The sequence below is a fragment of the Yersinia massiliensis genome, from assembly GCF_003048255.1.
GTDB lineage: Bacteria > Pseudomonadota > Gammaproteobacteria > Enterobacterales > Enterobacteriaceae > Yersinia > Yersinia massiliensis_A.
This window is the reverse complement of record NZ_CP028487.1, coordinates 1,472,228-1,487,674: the sequence shown is the minus strand read 5'-3', so window position 1 is coordinate 1,487,674 and position 15,447 is coordinate 1,472,228. Positions and strand designations below refer to the sequence as shown.

Below are 15,447 nucleotides of genomic sequence, written 5' to 3'. Positions count from 1 at the left end.
TGCAAGAATATACTTAAAGGCGTAGGCACTTTCCGCATCGGATATGTCCAATTTATTGGAAGGTTGAGCAAGGATAATAATATCTACAGAGTACTACGAATTAAATTTTCGCCCACCGCATGTATATAAGTTACCCACCATCCCTCAATGAATTTTTATGCATAAAGCATATTCTACCAGTCAATACCCCCGAAATTTAACGCTTAAGAAAAGCTTTAACACCCTAAGAATTAAAAGGAAATTCAAATAAAATCAACACCTTTAATTTCATTGCTACTATACTGAATAACCGTAGGCAATAATAATATGAAATAAGGATACCCAGATGAGCGCTATCATTGTTGATGACCATCCGTTAGCTAGGATTGCTATCCGAAACTTACTGGAAAATGAAGGGATTGCCGTATCACTTGAAGCGTCTGATGGTGCTGAAGCGCTAGCGTTGATTGAAAGTCATCAACCAGAGATTGTTATCTTAGATGTTGATATCCCGACACTCACTGGTATCGAAGTTGTTGAAACACTAAGAAAAAAACAATATAACGGTATTATTATCGTTGTTTCAGCTAAAAATAATATCTTCTATGGCAAACGTAGTGCTGATGCAGGGGCAAATGCCTTCGTGAGTAAAAAAGAAGGTATGGCAAATATTACTGCTGCGATAAATGCGGCCCAGAATGGATATAGCTATTTCCCCTTTTCATTAAGTGGATTTGTCGGCAGCCTCAACTCTGAAGAAGAAAAGCTGCAATCGCTCTCATCGCAAGAAATCAAAGTTATGCGGCATATTTTAAATAGTATGGATACCGCACAGATTGCCTCTGAGATGAACATCAGCAGTAAAACAGTGAGTACTTATAAAAGTCGTTTAATGGAAAAACTGGAGTGTAGGTCATTAATGGAATTATTTTCATTTGCCAGTCGCAATAAGATTGGTTAATCATCATGTCACAAAAATTTATCAGTATTTTCTTCTCGCTCATGATGCTGATGCCCTTGGCTCATGCAGCCCCCGTCGCGCCTATCGCGTTGGAGCTGGCGGGTCACTCTGAAGCAGACCTCCCGACAATAAAACTCAGCAATGATGAGCTACTTTGGTTAGCGAAAAAAAGTAAGCTGACCGTGGCTGTCTATCCTCCCGAATTCCCCCCGCTGGCATTTAATAGTCTGACTGGGCGCTATCGGGGGATGAATGCAGATTATTTGGCGCTCTTACAAAGTTCCCTTAATACTGACATTGAAGTGAAGCGCTACCCTGACCAACAGCAAGCCTTGGCAGCGATAAAAGCGCGTAGCGTAGATCTTATCCTCACCAAACAGACCGACCATATTGCTATTAATAGCCCTTTTATTGTCTCTGAACCGATAGTCCGCTCTTATCCCATGCTGGTGACACGGCAAGATGAAACAATGCAGCCGCTGCATACAAATAAACGTGTCAACATTGCTATTACAGGGGGATTTCCGTCAGAAGAATTTATCAAGCAATCATTTCCTCATGCCAATATTGTTACTTTTGACAGTGAATACAGGGCGTTGGAATCGGTAGTTGAGCGGCAAAGCGACTATTTTATTGGCAACAATCTCACCGGCAATATCGTCATGGCGAGGGATTTTCCCTATACGCTTAGTGTGGTCAAATTCTGGGAAAAACCGCAGATCAGTAACCGCTTCATCGCGTTAGAAAGCGATAAGCTGCTAATTGATATAATCAATACATTCCTCAGTGTAGAAAGAGATCAAATTCATAATCATGAGACTCAATTTTGGGTTGATGGTGTTAGCCTCTCACATCTTGCTAAACCACTCCCCCTGACGCCAAAAGAAAAACTCTGGCTACAAAAAAATCCTAAGCTGCGTGTACTCATTAATCCTTACTATGCCCCTTTTACGATGGTGGATGAAAACTCGGAAATCCGAGGGCTTATTGGCGATATTCTTAATCTTATTCAACTAAAAACAGGCCTGGAATTCGAGCCCATTATCGTCAATTCTAACAGTGAAATGGCGAATATTATGCGCAAAGGTGATTGGGATATATTGCCGACGACAACCTACAGTTTAGAGCGTGAATATTATCTTTCTTTCACCCATCCTTTTATTGCGACGCCATTTGTTGCCGTAGTCAGAGATAAGCCTGATGGCATTACCAAACTATCTGCGGGTATGAAAGTCGCCATACCTGAATATCATACCCTGTATGAGCAGCTTAAAAATCGATATCCCAACATTCAATGGGTCAATGTCGATAATAGTAGTGTGGCACTCAACATGGTAAAAGATGGGCGTGTAGATGCTTCTATCTATAATCTACTTTCTGCTCGGTATATGATTGACCATTATTATCCCGGAGAATTAAAATATTTCCGTATTGCTGATGATACACCCGCATTAATAAGTTTTGCATTCCCTCGAGGGAATACAGAGTTACAACATATTCTTAATAAATCGCTCGACGATATTCCGCAAAAGGAAATATCACGACTGGCTGCCAAATGGGCGAAAATGCCCAATATTAAAATTGACACTTGGAATTTATATAACAAGCAATTTTACTTGGTCATCGCACTAGCTGCACTGTTGATTTTCAGTAGCTTGCTGTGGGGACTTTATCTTTCACGCGAAATTCGCATGAGAAAAAAAACACAAGCAGCACTCGAAACTCAACTCAGTTTTCGCCAAACACTCTCTAATTCGATTCCTATGCCGGTTTATATCATATCGCTGGAAGGTGAGTTGCAGAGCTATAATAGTGCGTTTACAGATTTCTTTTCACCGGAGCTGCGTGAGGAGATCCGCCCATCGTTATTTGATAGCCGCCACCCACTCGCTAATATCTTCTCCGTCATCCACCATGATATTGAAAAAGGCCTGATACCGGAATCTGTCCTTGCTCATCACTTGGTGCTCAATAACGGCCAAGAAGAGCGGCATATTGTGCATTGGCTGACCCTGTGCCTTATGCCCGCAAATGTTCCTGCAACCATTATTTGTGGCTGGCAAGATATCACCGAATCGAAGCAGTTAATGAAAGCGCTTCAGATAGAAAAAGACAAAGCGATACATGCCAATCAGGCAAAAAGCACTTTCTTAGCGAGCATGAGCCATGAAATTCGAACTCCGATTAGCACTATCATGGGCTTCTTAGAGCTGCTATCTACCCATAAACAATCTCCTGACGAAGATCAAGAATCGATTCAATTAGCCTATGCCACTGCGCAGCACTTACTAGGATTAATCGGCGATGTTTTGGACATGGAGAAAATTGAATCCGGCAATTTTGAGCTAGCGCCTGAATGGGTAGATGTTGAAGCGTTGATAACCAGTACGCTAAGAACCTTTGAAGGGCTGGCTAAACAAAAAAGTCTCCAGCTCATTTTTGTTAATCGATTAGTGAAAGGGGAATATCTGTGGCTTGACCCGCAAGCCCTGCGGCAGATATTAAGTAATTTTCTCAGCAATGCCATTAAATTTACTCAACAAGGCAGCATTGAAGTCTGTGTCGAAACACATGCCAAGAGTAAGACGCAAACTCAATTAATATTGACCGTGTCGGATACTGGCCTTGGTATAAGCCAACAAGATCAGCAAAAGTTGTTTGAACCCTTTAGCCAAACGCAAGTAGGCAAACAACAAATGGGGTCTGGTCTCGGTTTGGCAATATGTCGCGAACTGGTCTCGCGCATGGGCGGTGAAATTAAGATGCTCAGTGAATTGGGTCAGGGAACGACCTTAACGGCTACGTTTACGCCGGAGGTTTCGCGTGACGCGGTTATCGCAATACAGACGTCAAAATACGCAACTGAGCTCCCTAAAAATCTTAATATTCTCGTGACTGATGATCATCCTAACAATCGCCTGCTGTTAAGACGCCAGTTAGATAAGTTGGGATATCATATCGACGAAGCTATAGATGGGGTTCAGGCATTAGAATTAATTAAGCGAAATAGCTATGACCTGCTGATTACAGATATCAATATGCCGAATATGGACGGCATTACTCTCACCCGTCATATTCGAGGCTTCAATCAAGATATTGTTATTTGGGGATTAACTGCGAATGCGCAAGCAGAGGAGAAAGAGCGCTGCCTCGCCATTGGGATGAATTTATGTCTCTTTAAGCCGGTGAGTTTGCAACAGTTAGAATCTTCATTACGCTTGATCGATATACGCCAGCCAAGATCTCGATTAGGGGAGCTTATCGATCTCGAATTACTCAAGACACTAACACTGGGTGATGACAAATTAATGCAGCAAATGTTGACGACTTCTCAAGTGGAAAATGGCAAAGATCTGACATCAGCTAAAGAAGCTGCTCGTATAGGAGATTGGGCTGCACTGCAAAATCATTTGCATCGTATTAATGGCTCAGCACAAATTTTAGGGGCTGCTGCCTTACTTGCACTTTGTGAGCAGTTGGAAAGCCATGAACCAACTCAGGTCCCAGACCCTATTATCGAAGAAGGATTGCAACAATTGACGAAGCAACTAACTGAACTTAACGATGAGATAGACTTGATGTATCAGGCATAAATAGGCCGATTCGGATAAACAGTAAATATGTTGAATATTGAGATATAGGAAAAGTTGCATATGAATAAGAACCGGATATCAAAAATTCTGTTTGGTGTCATGGCCTTTGTTGGCACCATTACATTGATTCCTGCAGCACAAGCTTGTACCAGAGCTGTGTATCTAGGGCCGGAAGATTTAGTGATAACAGCAAGGTCGATGGATTGGAAAGAAGACCTGCATTCCGATCTGTGGATATTCCCACGAGGAATGGAACGTACAGGTAATGCTGGGCCAAACTCAGTAGTCTGGACATCAAAATATGGCAGTGTGATCACCGCAGCCTACAATATTGCCAGCACTGACGGTATGAATGAAAAAGGTTTAGTGGTGAACATGTTGTGGTTAGCTGAATCTCAATATCCAACGCCAACCCCAGATAAGCCTAACCTTTCACTGGCTGCATGGGGGCAATATGTTCTCGATAATTTTGCCACTGTCGATGAAGCCGTTAAGACATTAAAAAATGAACCTATTACGGTATTAACCAGTAAAGTACCTGGTCAAGAAAGGCTGGGGACCATTCATCTCACGCTTTCCGATCCCAGCGGAGATAGTGCTGTATTTGAATACATTGATGGAAAACTGACGATTCATCACAGCCGAGAGTACCAAGTTGTCACGAACTCGCCGACCTATGACAAACAATTAGCCATTGATTCATATTGGCAAAGAATTGGTGGCACTAACATGCTACCGGGCACCAATAGCTCCAGTGATCGTTTTGTTCGAGCACAGTTTTATATTAATGCGATTCCAAAATACACGGATAAGCAATTGGCTACTGCAAGTGTGCTGAGTGTTATTCGTTCTGTTTCCGTTCCTTATGGTATCAGTACGCCTGATGAGCCAAATATTTCTTCCACCCGCTGGAGAACACTCTCGGATCAGAAGAATAAGATTTACTATTTTGAATCCACTCTGATGCCAAATACATTTTGGGTCGACTTTAACAAGGTTGATTTTTCAAAATCTGCTGAAGTTAAAAAACTGAAGATTAGTACACCTCAAGCAATTCAGTATACCGGTGATGTTTCTGCACATTTTCAACCTGCGAAACCCTTCGTATTTGAACCTGTGACACCTTCAGTATAACGGATTTGAAGGGAGTTACTTTCCCTTCAAATTTTAATCTATCAATCATAAGTCTATTTTAACGCTAACGCATTGAATGTATCTCTACCATCACTAAATCTGTTAATCCCGTGACCAGCAATTGCAATGAAAGCGTCACCAAAATAATACCTGAAATACGCGCCAGCGTATCCATTGCCCCCGTAGAAAGCCGACCCTGTAATGGACCTGAGACTAAAAAGGTCAACGCAATTGTCGGCGCCATCATTAATATCACGGCTGACAGCGTCATCATGCCTTCTAACGTACTATTGTGCGCTGCGGATGATATCCCGACGGCAATCGTCCCTCCTCCCATCGATAACGGAAATAACAACGGCACCACAGCCAGATCACGAAATCGTTTAGGATTATCACTATCTAATGCGTGATTACTTTGCTCTACTTTGGTTCCACGCATCATCAATGGCCAACCTTGAAACAATAAAGCAGCCCCGCCAGTGACGGTTAAAGCGTGCGGGCTTAACCCTAATGCCATCAGCATGTAATTACCCAGCCAAATAACAAAGAGCATGATCACGACATATTCAAACGCCACACGCCAAGCTAATCGCTTTAGAATCGTGTTGGGGACACCATCTAAAATAATTGCCGCGGTAGCCATCGTGGCTGGAGGGCTAAACATTGACAAAAAAGTGATATACAACAATAAAAACTGAAGCAGCCACTGTTCCATGTTTTTTCCTATTATGACTTGCGGACTAACCGTGAATATAACGACACGCTTTAACTATATTAAATATATGAGAATATTCAGCGATTAAGCAATGTTTAAGTCACGACAGCGAGAATAATACGCTAGCGGTAAGGCGATCATAATCATTGTGGTTACCAATGCAATTGTTAAAATCAATTATTGATAATGATTATCGTTTACTTTTTGTTTAAATTCAATAGCGCATTATTGGATTGGACATTGCATTTATGACTTCGAAGGATCGACGATGAAAGTAATCAACCTCACCATACTTTTAATATTTGATAGGTTATGCCTATCTCCACAGGTAGAGAATGTAGACGATACCTCTACGCATCCTTGGGTAAATGAGTCGGTCACTGTTAATCAATCTTCTATTTCCTGAAATGCACAGCAATATTCAATCTGTATTATTCAAATTTAACCAAGGTTTTTTTTTATGAAAAAGCACTCATTAGCAATTTTTGCCACATTGGTATTATCTGGCTGCGCGACAAAATGGGAGCCATTAAATAATCCGACACTAACGCTTCAAGAAGCTAAGAAACTTTGTCATGAAAAAGCACAGGCTCAATACCCCGTCAGAAATGAGGTCGCGACAAGAAGTGTTCAACAACCGACCTATATAAAATGTAATAAAAAAGACGATGGATGCTCTAGCAGTGGTTACAAATCAGATAAAGTCTTAGGTTTTGAGAGCTACGCCATGGATGTAAATGAAGACAGTAGAAATAGTATGTTTTTAGCTTGCATGGAAACTAACGGGTGGAAAAAACCAAATTGGTTAGATGCGTATCTCTGAAATATCCACAATGATATTCACCATCCCATTTAAGCGATAGAAAACCTCATCACTAATTTAGGTAACATATTGATATGTTACCCACTTAGTTAAATAAGCGAACTGACAAACTCTCTTCTTGTATGGAAACAAAGCTCAATGATAAGAAAGTCAATATTTGTCACGGCATTGATACTCTCTGGTTGTACACCCAAACCAACACCTCCTGAAAATTTTAAGTCACTCAATAATCAACAACTATGCCAAGCTCTTGGATATAACTCAGACAAAGCAGTTGCGACACTCAGTATATTGAATGAAATATCATCTAGAGGAGAGTCAATCGATATGGATCAGTGTCATGCACTTGAAATGGCAACCAGAGAACATCCGGTAGATTTTCTTAAAACAGAACCGTGGGATGATTTTTCTCGTCAGGTAAACAAGAGAATCATGGAGGATATTCAAAAAATGCATCGAGAAGGAAGACTCTAAGCATCGTTTTCAAATCAAATGCATTGGATTACTTGAAGTAGCATGTGAATCAATATTGGCTATATCTAAGACAATATCATCGTAAATTAATTATCATCAACAAGACCATCAACAAATATAGCCAGACAAACTCGCCTGGCTATATTGTATGACGACACTAGTGATAAATGAGAGTTAATGTACTTTTTTACCATCCACCACGATATGATGCGGTGAACGCGCTCTTGGATGAATAAAGAAATGCCCTTTCGGCGCAGTATCGGCTGTAATGGGGACTAGCGTGACATTATTTGTTTTTCCTTTCTTATCATGTAGCGCATAAATAATGAAAGGAATCGCTAATACAACCAAGAAACTGACAGCCAGCAAACCAGCATAAATATCATTAGCCTCTTTACCTGGCAAGCCAGACGGCGGGAAGAACGACACGACAAACGCAGTGATTGACGTGATTAAGCCAATCGTTGCCACGGTTATCTTAACGGCATTTCCCCCTGGGATATTAAAGGTACGTTTGTTTTCTGGCTGTTTCCTAATCAACGTAATATAGCCGAGGAACAGCAAGAAATAACTGCACAGATAAATCACGACGGTCAGGGCTAGCGCAATCAAGAAGGACATGTTATTACCGCCCCCCGTATTCGTCAGCACAATCAGCGCAATAGACGTAATCACTAACTGAGAAATAACCAAGGTAACGGGCACACCGTTCTTGTTCATTTTGGCAAAACGAGCAGGCAAAATGCCTTGCTGCGCGGTGACTAACATTCCGCGAGAAGGCCCAACTATCCAAGCCGCAATTTCAGCCAGCACACCTAGCAATAGCAGTGCGGCAATAACACGAATAGCCCACTCAAATCCCGGACCAAAATGATTAATCAGTACGGTAAAGCTCTGCATCACCCCCGCAGAAAGATTTATCTGTTCGTGGGGAATCACCGCTGCAATAGAAAGCCCGCCAACTGAACTTAAGCAAATCGCAGCAAACATAAGCAGTAACATGGCAAGCGGATAATCGCGGCCAGGATTTTTCATTTCATTGACATGGGTTGCGGATGCCTCAACACCCATATAACTCAAGATGAAAGCAACAAATACCACTAACGTTCCCATACTGGTAAAGTCAGGGAAAAATGTTGCTGCACTGATTTCAATGGCAACGGGCGCACCTGCATGCAAATAGAAAATGACTAAAATAACTAATATGGCCGCGGGCAAAAGTATGCCGGCAAAGAAACCAATTTTCGCAATACGTGCGGTATTTTTAGTACCACCAAATTGGGTGAAAGCCAGTGCCCATAAAATAATCAGCGCGGCGATTGTTTTGACAACCGGCTCCTCATTCAACGCTGGCCATTTGAGGATATAAGAAAGTGCACCTAGTACAAAATAGAGCATGGGAATAAAACCAATGGCGATTTGCAAATAACCAAAGGAAATGGCTGCAAATCCCCAACGTTCCCCTAATGTCTTAGAAACCCAAGTAAATACCCCGCCTTCTTGCCAACCTTCAACTGTCGCCATTTCAGCGGCGCATAAACCAACGGGAATAAACCAAAGCAATCCACCTAAAAGTAAGAAGAAAATAAGCGCAAAACCGGAAGTTGCAAAAGTTGGATATTCATAAACCGCCATCACCATGGATGCCGTTATCGCAAAAAAGCCTAATAACGATAACTGTTTTGGCGTGGCGCTCGTTTGTATACTCGCCATAATCACTCTCCTGAAGAAAGATAAGCCGATACTCATTGAATATTGCATGAGTATTACGGGGCAGTATTTATTGCCACCCCGTAAATTAAGTTATCGAATCGTTTTATCCGTGGTTAAAACCACTCGCTTCTTCTTCAGTCAGAGGTTTCGTGACTGGGTGGTTTTTGAAATAGTCTAGCGCTCTTTTAATATCATCAATCAACAAGCTACCGAGGTCGTAGCTCACCCCATGACGCACCAGAATACGCTGGATAACCAAATCTTCTCGGTTCGCCGGCATGGAATAGGCTGGGACCTGCCAACCGCGAGAGCGTAACTTATCGGCCAAGTCATAGAGGTTATATCCACCTAACGCCGCATTATCTTTCAGCTTCCATGCCAATGCTGGGATCCCTTTACTGCTGTCACCATCAAACAGCATTTCAAATGGCCCGATATTACTAATTTCCTCAGCCAAATACTGGGCAGTGGCATAGCAAGCATTATGGATTTTTGCGTACCCTTCACGGCCCAGACGTAAGAAATTGTAGTACTGCGCAATGATCTGACCACCGGGACGCGAGAAGTTCAGCGCAAAGGTTGGCATGTTGCCGCCAAGGTAATTGACGTTGAAAATGAGATCTTCAGGTAAATCAGAGGCTTCACGCCATACAACCCAGCCAGCCCCGAGTGGCGCTAAACCAAATTTATGGCCGGAAGTATTGATAGATTTGACTCTCGGCAAACGGAAATCCCACTCCAGTTCTGGCGCACAGAATGGCGCAAGGAAGCCGCCGCTCGCGCCGTCAATATGCATAGGGATATCCAAGCCGGTATCTTTTTGTAGCTTATCAAGTGCATCACAAACTGCTTTTACCGGCTCGTACTGGCAAGTAAAGGTGACGCCGAGTGTCGGCACCACACCGATGGTGTTTTCATCAACACGCTTGAGCACCTCTTCTGGGCTCATGATCAAACGGTCACCTTCTAACGGAATTTCACGCAATTCAACATCAAAGTAACGGGCAAATTTATGCCAACAAATCTGAACTGGCCCACAAATCATATTCGGTTTATCGGTCGGTAGCCCTTTTGCAGTACGCTTATTTCGCCATTGCCATTTTAATGCTAGCCCTCCTAACATCGCGGCTTCAGAGGAGCCAATAGTGGAGCAACCCAAGGTCGTTTCTGGTGTTGGGGAGTTCCACAGATTAGCCAGCATTCGCACGCATCGTGCTTCAATTTCTGCTGTTTGCGGATATTCATCTTTATCGATCATGTTCTTATCGATAGACAAATCCATTAATTCACGAATTTCGTCGTCGACCCATGTTTGGCAAAAAGTGGCCAAGTTTTGACGAGAATTACCGTCTAACATGAGTTCATCACGAATAGCGCTAAACACATTACGCGCATTACGTTCTTTCGCTGGAAAAGTAGATTTAGGCATCGATTTTGCTAAATCAATAGAAGCGTACACATCATCGTTTTCATTGTAGTTAGTAAATACGTTATTTTTATCCATAACCTCACCCTTAAGGAGAATGTATTAAATATTAAAGTATTGACTGATACGATCCGAAAAATAATAATCTTTTCAGAACGATGTGGCAGGATTTCATTTTTAGCCTACACAATCATTGATGACTATTTATGCTAGCTAAAGAGTCATGTTCAACAATATTAAATGTATTACAAAAAACTCAGAATGCCAGAATTCTTACTCATTTTGAGGTATTTTAATTTAACCAACTGTTTTTAATCATTTATTTTATTGAATTTTATTATCCTTAACACGGATTAATTCTATTGGTGAAAATGTCATTTGTTACGTAATAGTAAAAGTTTGCAAATAAGTAAATTAATAAAAAATTCACCGAAAACGCTAAAAACAAATGATTTACAATCGTCAGCATCAGAAAAATCATCATATTTGTTATGTTTTTTATTGATACCAAGTACAGGGAATATGTTAGTGTGCTTCTCTATCCAATATTTTTTATCGTTTATCAATAATCAGAAGAAACCATGGATAATTCACTACAAAAAGTTGCTGCACAATTACGTTGCCCAGATGGGGAGGACGGAAAAGCATTAGGCCATATCATGAACATGCGTAATCTCCCTGTGATCATGAGCGGTATTAATCAGCTTTGTCTGAGTGAGGGTGATCGCCTGCTTGAGTTGGGATATGGCAATGGCGGGTTGTTAGGTTATATTCTTTCTTTGGCCAATAACCTCCACTATACCGGTCTGGAATTTTCACCATTAATGCATCAAGAAGCTTTGGCCTTCAATCACCCGTATATTCAAGCGGGCTGGGCAGATTACCGTTTGTATGATGGCGTCACTCTTCCGCTAGCCGATGCCAGTGTCGATAAAGTGTTAACCGTCAATACGATATATTTTTGGCAGCAACCCGATGCATTACTCAAAGAGATCTGCCGAGTATTGACCGTTGGTGGGCTTTTCTGTGTGACGTTTTGCGATAAAGCCTTCATGGCGAAACTGCCTTTTGTCGAGCATGGGTTTCAATTGTATAGCGAGTCAGAGGTGCGAGCCTTAATGGCGAATTCACCGTTAAAACTGCACACGCAAGAGCATAAAAAAGATAAAAGTATCAGTAAAACAGGCGAGATCGTTGACCGTGAGTTCATCAGTTTGGTATTCGAACGAACAGCTTAATCAGACACATCCCTAGATTTAGGCTAATTCCACACCAAAAGAGACGATTAGCCATCAAACTTAAATATTGTAATTTATTGAAAAATAAAAACATTAAGTAAAAACTCAATATATCATTCAAAGCAAAATCATCAGCTACGGCAAGCTTTATACCCTAGTTCGCTTTCCAATAACCTGATAAAAAGTGTAAAATAGGCCCCCATCAAAGCACCAATCAATTTTTTATCACTTTTTTATATTTATTGAATTTAATTTCAAGGGGTTATAGAGATGAGTTTACCAAACTGTCCAAAGTGCAATTCTGAGTTTACATGGCAGGACGGGGAAAAACTAAATTGCCCAGAGTGCGGAAATGAGTGGTCAGAAAACAATGCTTCATCCGCTGATGAAGAGGGTCTGGTAGTACGTGATGCCAACGGTAACCTGCTAGCTGACGGCGACTCAGTCACTGTAGTGAAAGATCTGAAAGTAAAAGGCAGCTCTTCAACGCTGAAAATTGGCACTAAAGTGAAAAGCATTCGCTTGGTTGAAGGTGACCACAATATCGATTGTAAAATTGATGGTTTTGGTCCGATGAAGCTCAAATCTGAGTTTGTTAAAAAGAGCTAATGGCCTAAGTCTGCCTCTTGCCCCCTGTAGAGTGACAATATTCTCTGTAGCTTAGGAGATTCACTTGCATTGGGGGCCGTTCGTTTCCCTAGCCTTCCCCCATTAATTTCCCCTTATACCCAATTCAGTACTGTTGATAGACACAAGCACGCCACTCCTCCCCCATCCATTTTTTGACTGTACGATCGTCAGCATCGATAATTTAGATATATCTTTTTTGATTTCCCCTCTTGCAAACTTCGATATATCGATCTAGATTAGATATATCGAAATTGTTTCGATATATCTAAAGGAGATAAATTATGTTTGGATTTTCAAAACGTGGTCACGGCCACTGTGGCGAACATCGGGAAGAACACCACCGCGGCGGTGAAAGAATGCATCGTGCTGGTCGTCACCCAATGGCCGGTAAAGGCCCAGAAGCAGGCAGAGGTGGGCGGCATGGTCGTGGTGAGAAGATGCAACGCCTGTTTGAGCACGGTGACTTACGTGTTGTCTTATTGGCATTGCTTGATAAAAAACCTAGCCACGGTTATGAGCTCATTAAGGCAATCGAAGAGGCTTCTTCAGGGCTGTACGTGCCAAGCCCAGGCGTTATCTACCCGACGCTGACACTGCTTGAAGAGCAAGATTTTGTCACCCCTGTTGCCACCGGTAATGGCCGTAAGAGCTACCAAATTACTGATGCTGGTAAGGTTGAGTTACAACAAAATCAAGCCATGGTTGATGTCATCTTTTCTCGACTGGCGCAGGTCAATCGCCGTCCTGAAGGGAATCTGGCGGAAGGCATTTCTGATGTGATGCACCGTTTACGTCATATTTTGCGTAGTAACATGGTGCGCTCAGACGTGACACCAGAGCAGGTAGTCCGCATTAATGCCGCGTTAATGACCGCAGTAGAAGCCATTGAGAAAGAGTTAACACCACGATCGGCAGATACCACGACGGATGAACAGGAGAAAAACTGATGCCCGGCTATCGTTATCGAATCACCATTGAGCCTATGACTGACCGTAAAGGTGAGCCGATTGATAAAGCCCCTGTCACATTTGAAGCCGAGAATCATGATGAGATCCTCGGCATCATCGAGCGGTTACAGGCGCGCGAAGATCTGGATTTTGGCAAAGATAAAACAGCGGCCTTCGCTTTAGGGCTGAAGTTATTCTCAGAAACCATGATGGAGAACCGCAAACATCCCTTATTCGCGCCGCTTCGTACTGCGTTTACTGAATTTATGATGCTGTTGAAAAAAGGGCCATCTCACGATCGTCACGAGCCCTAAAATCGAAAAGGCCACTGTTATGCGTGATGAGGTGGGAATATCACTTATCGAGGATATTCCCAGCATTTTTAACTCAAATCAGCACCGTTACTGGCAATGACTTTTTTATACCAATAGAAGGATTTCTTTTTCTTACGGGCTAAAGAACCCTTCCCTTGGTCATCACGATCAACATAGATAAAGCCGTAACGTTTGCTCATTTCGCCGGTCGAGGCAGAAACCAAATCGATGCAGCCCCATGAGGTGTATCCCATCACGGGGATACCATCGTCAATCGCCTCGCCCATGGCCTTAATATGCTCGCGCAAATAGCTGATGCGATAATCGTCTTCAATTTCACCCTGCTGGTTAATCTCATCTTTTGCACCCAAACCATTTTCAACCAGAAACAGTGGTTTCTGATAGCGGTCATACATCATGTTCATGGTGATGCGTAACCCCAATGGATCAATGCCCCACCCCCACTCACTGGCCTCGATATGCGGGTTTTTCAGGGATTTAACGATATTCGCTGCGCTGCTGTTATGTTCGTTCATCTCAGCTGATGCACAACGGGAGGCGTAATAGCTGAAGGAAACGAAATCTACCGTGTCTTTCAGAATATCGTCATCACCTGCTTCTGTGATGATTGAAATGCCCTTCTCTCTGAACAGGCGTTTGGTGTAGGCCGGATAAGCACCGCGCGCTTGCACATCAATGAAAAACAGATTCTCTCGGTCCTTTTCCAATGCCGCCCAGACATCTTCCGGTTTGCAGGTCCGCGGGTAGAAATTCCCCCCTGCAAGCATGCATCCGACCTGATTATTCGCATTGACCTCATGGGCAATCTTGGTTGCCAGTGCGCTGGCAAGCAGTTCGTGGTGAGCGGCCTGATATTTGACCTGTTCCTGATTTTCATTAGGTTCAAAGACTAATCCAGCACCTGAGAACGGGCTATGAAGCAGGATATTAATTTCGTTAAAGGTCAGCCAATACTTCACTAACCCATCAAAGGCTTCAAAACAGGTCCGCGCGTAGCGGGTGAAAAACGCCACCATTTTGCGGTTACGCCACGAACCGTATTCCGTCACGAGGTGCATCGGCACATCAAAATGGCACAGCGTCACTAACGGCTCAATATTGTGCTTTTTGCATTCGCTAAACAGGTCACGGTAAAAGGCTATTCCCTCCGCGTTTGGCGTCATCTCATCGCCATTCGGGTAGATCCGGCTCCATGCAATGGAGGTACGGAATACGGTGAATCCCATTTCAGCCATCAATGCGATATCGTCTTTGTAGCGATGATAAAAATCTATCGCCTGATGGCTCGGGTAAAACTCATCGTCTCTTAAGGTAAAACGCTTTTCCTGCCCCAATTTCACCGCTAAACGGTGTGGTCCATGGGGGATCATGTCAACCGTCGTCAGACCTTTACCACCTTCGAAACAAGCACCTTCGGCCTGGTTTGCAGCTAATGCGCCACCCCATAAAAAACCGTCGGGAAATGTTGATACAGCCATG

13 protein-coding genes are annotated in these 15,447 nt (G+C 42.8%); 9 read left to right on the top strand and 4 right to left on the bottom strand.

What is annotated here, in order from left to right; all coding sequences use genetic code 11:
- Positions 1-325 precede the first annotated feature (325 nt).
- From evgA to DA391_RS06815, 3 genes are all read left to right on the top strand, one after another.
- Positions 326-940, top strand: a complete 615-nt coding sequence (evgA, locus tag DA391_RS06825; RefSeq protein ID WP_057644791.1) for an acid-sensing system DNA-binding response regulator EvgA — start codon at positions 326-328, stop codon at positions 938-940.
- 5 nt (positions 941-945) lie between these two features.
- The gene (locus DA391_RS06820) at positions 946-4,533 is read left to right on the top strand and encodes a response regulator (RefSeq protein WP_108087481.1); all 3,588 of its coding nucleotides are present in this window, start codon (positions 946-948) and stop codon (positions 4,531-4,533) included.
- A gap of 198 nt (positions 4,534-4,731) precedes the next feature.
- Positions 4,732-5,667 carry a linear amide C-N hydrolase gene (locus tag DA391_RS06815; RefSeq protein ID WP_413470601.1) on the top strand — a complete coding sequence of 312 codons (936 nt, stop codon included), beginning with the start codon at positions 4,732-4,734 and terminating at the stop codon, positions 5,665-5,667.
- 64 nt (positions 5,668-5,731) lie between these two features.
- Here the strand turns inward: DA391_RS06815 and DA391_RS06810 are convergent, their stop codons facing one another.
- On the bottom strand, positions 5,732-6,382 hold the full coding sequence (locus DA391_RS06810; protein WP_050080063.1) for a MarC family protein: 651 nt from the start codon (positions 6,380-6,382) through the stop codon (positions 5,732-5,734).
- Between the two features lie 460 nt (positions 6,383-6,842).
- Here DA391_RS06810 and DA391_RS06805 point away from each other — a divergent pair, with 460 nt between their 5' ends.
- Complete coding sequence (locus tag DA391_RS06805) at positions 6,843-7,205, top strand: hypothetical protein (protein WP_050080064.1); 363 nt, start codon at positions 6,843-6,845, stop codon at positions 7,203-7,205.
- Between the two features lie 138 nt (positions 7,206-7,343).
- Complete coding sequence (locus DA391_RS06800) at positions 7,344-7,679, top strand: hypothetical protein (protein WP_049606773.1); 336 nt, start codon at positions 7,344-7,346, stop codon at positions 7,677-7,679.
- Between the two features lie 174 nt (positions 7,680-7,853).
- On the opposite strand, the gene gadC is transcribed toward DA391_RS06800, so the two are convergent.
- Positions 7,854-9,392 (bottom strand): glutamate:gamma-aminobutyrate antiporter, encoded by a 1,539-nt coding sequence (gene gadC, locus DA391_RS06795; RefSeq protein WP_050286197.1) that lies wholly within the window; start codon positions 9,390-9,392, stop codon positions 7,854-7,856.
- Between the two features lie 103 nt (positions 9,393-9,495).
- Positions 9,496-10,896, bottom strand: coding sequence for a glutamate decarboxylase (locus tag DA391_RS06790; protein WP_072187322.1), 1,401 nt, complete (start codon positions 10,894-10,896; stop codon positions 9,496-9,498).
- 503 nt (positions 10,897-11,399) lie between these two features.
- Here DA391_RS06790 and DA391_RS06785 point away from each other — a divergent pair.
- From DA391_RS06785 to DA391_RS06770, 4 genes are all read left to right on the top strand, one after another.
- Positions 11,400-12,056, top strand: coding sequence for a class I SAM-dependent methyltransferase (locus DA391_RS06785; RefSeq protein ID WP_108087480.1), 657 nt, complete (start codon positions 11,400-11,402; stop codon positions 12,054-12,056).
- Between the two features lie 270 nt (positions 12,057-12,326).
- Entirely contained in the window at positions 12,327-12,665 is a 339-nt protein-coding gene (locus tag DA391_RS06780; RefSeq protein WP_050080067.1) for a zinc ribbon domain-containing protein YjdM, read from the top strand.
- Between the two features lie 302 nt (positions 12,666-12,967).
- Entirely contained in the window at positions 12,968-13,633 is a 666-nt protein-coding gene (locus DA391_RS06775) for a PadR family transcriptional regulator (RefSeq protein WP_108087479.1), read from the top strand.
- Positions 13,633-13,947, top strand: coding sequence for a DUF3861 domain-containing protein (locus DA391_RS06770; RefSeq protein WP_050080069.1), 315 nt, complete (start codon positions 13,633-13,635; stop codon positions 13,945-13,947). Before DA391_RS06775 ends, DA391_RS06770 begins: the two co-directional genes overlap by 1 nt.
- Positions 13,948-14,015: 68 nt before the next feature.
- Here DA391_RS06770 and DA391_RS06765 read toward each other — a convergent pair whose 3' ends face one another.
- Entirely contained in the window at positions 14,016-15,446 is a 1,431-nt protein-coding gene (locus DA391_RS06765) for a 6-phospho-beta-glucosidase (protein ID WP_050080070.1), read from the bottom strand.
- Position 15,447: the final 1 nt, after the last annotated feature.

Bases quoted from the DNA above. Each gene is read 5' to 3' on its own strand.
- gadC (WP_050286197.1), bottom strand. From the start codon at position 9,392: ATGGCGAGTATACAAACGAGCGCCACGCCAAAACAGTTATCGTTATTA.
- DA391_RS06805 (WP_050080064.1), top strand. From the start codon at position 6,843: ATGAAAAAGCACTCATTAGCAATTTTTGCCACATTGGTATTATCTGGC.
- DA391_RS06775 (WP_108087479.1), top strand. From the start codon at position 12,968: ATGTTTGGATTTTCAAAACGTGGTCACGGCCACTGTGGCGAACATCGG.
- DA391_RS06820 (WP_108087481.1), top strand. From the start codon at position 946: ATGTCACAAAAATTTATCAGTATTTTCTTCTCGCTCATGATGCTGATG.
- DA391_RS06765 (WP_050080070.1), bottom strand. From the start codon at position 15,446: ATGGCTGTATCAACATTTCCCGACGGTTTTTTATGGGGTGGCGCATTA.
- DA391_RS06770 (WP_050080069.1), top strand. From the start codon at position 13,633: ATGCCCGGCTATCGTTATCGAATCACCATTGAGCCTATGACTGACCGT.
- evgA (WP_057644791.1), top strand. From the start codon at position 326: ATGAGCGCTATCATTGTTGATGACCATCCGTTAGCTAGGATTGCTATC.
- DA391_RS06785 (WP_108087480.1), top strand. From the start codon at position 11,400: ATGGATAATTCACTACAAAAAGTTGCTGCACAATTACGTTGCCCAGAT.
- DA391_RS06810 (WP_050080063.1), bottom strand. From the start codon at position 6,382: ATGGAACAGTGGCTGCTTCAGTTTTTATTGTTGTATATCACTTTTTTG.
- DA391_RS06800 (WP_049606773.1), top strand. From the start codon at position 7,344: ATGATAAGAAAGTCAATATTTGTCACGGCATTGATACTCTCTGGTTGT.
- DA391_RS06780 (WP_050080067.1), top strand. From the start codon at position 12,327: ATGAGTTTACCAAACTGTCCAAAGTGCAATTCTGAGTTTACATGGCAG.
- DA391_RS06815 (WP_413470601.1), top strand. From the start codon at position 4,732: ATGGATTGGAAAGAAGACCTGCATTCCGATCTGTGGATATTCCCACGA.
- DA391_RS06790 (WP_072187322.1), bottom strand. From the start codon at position 10,896: ATGGATAAAAATAACGTATTTACTAACTACAATGAAAACGATGATGTG.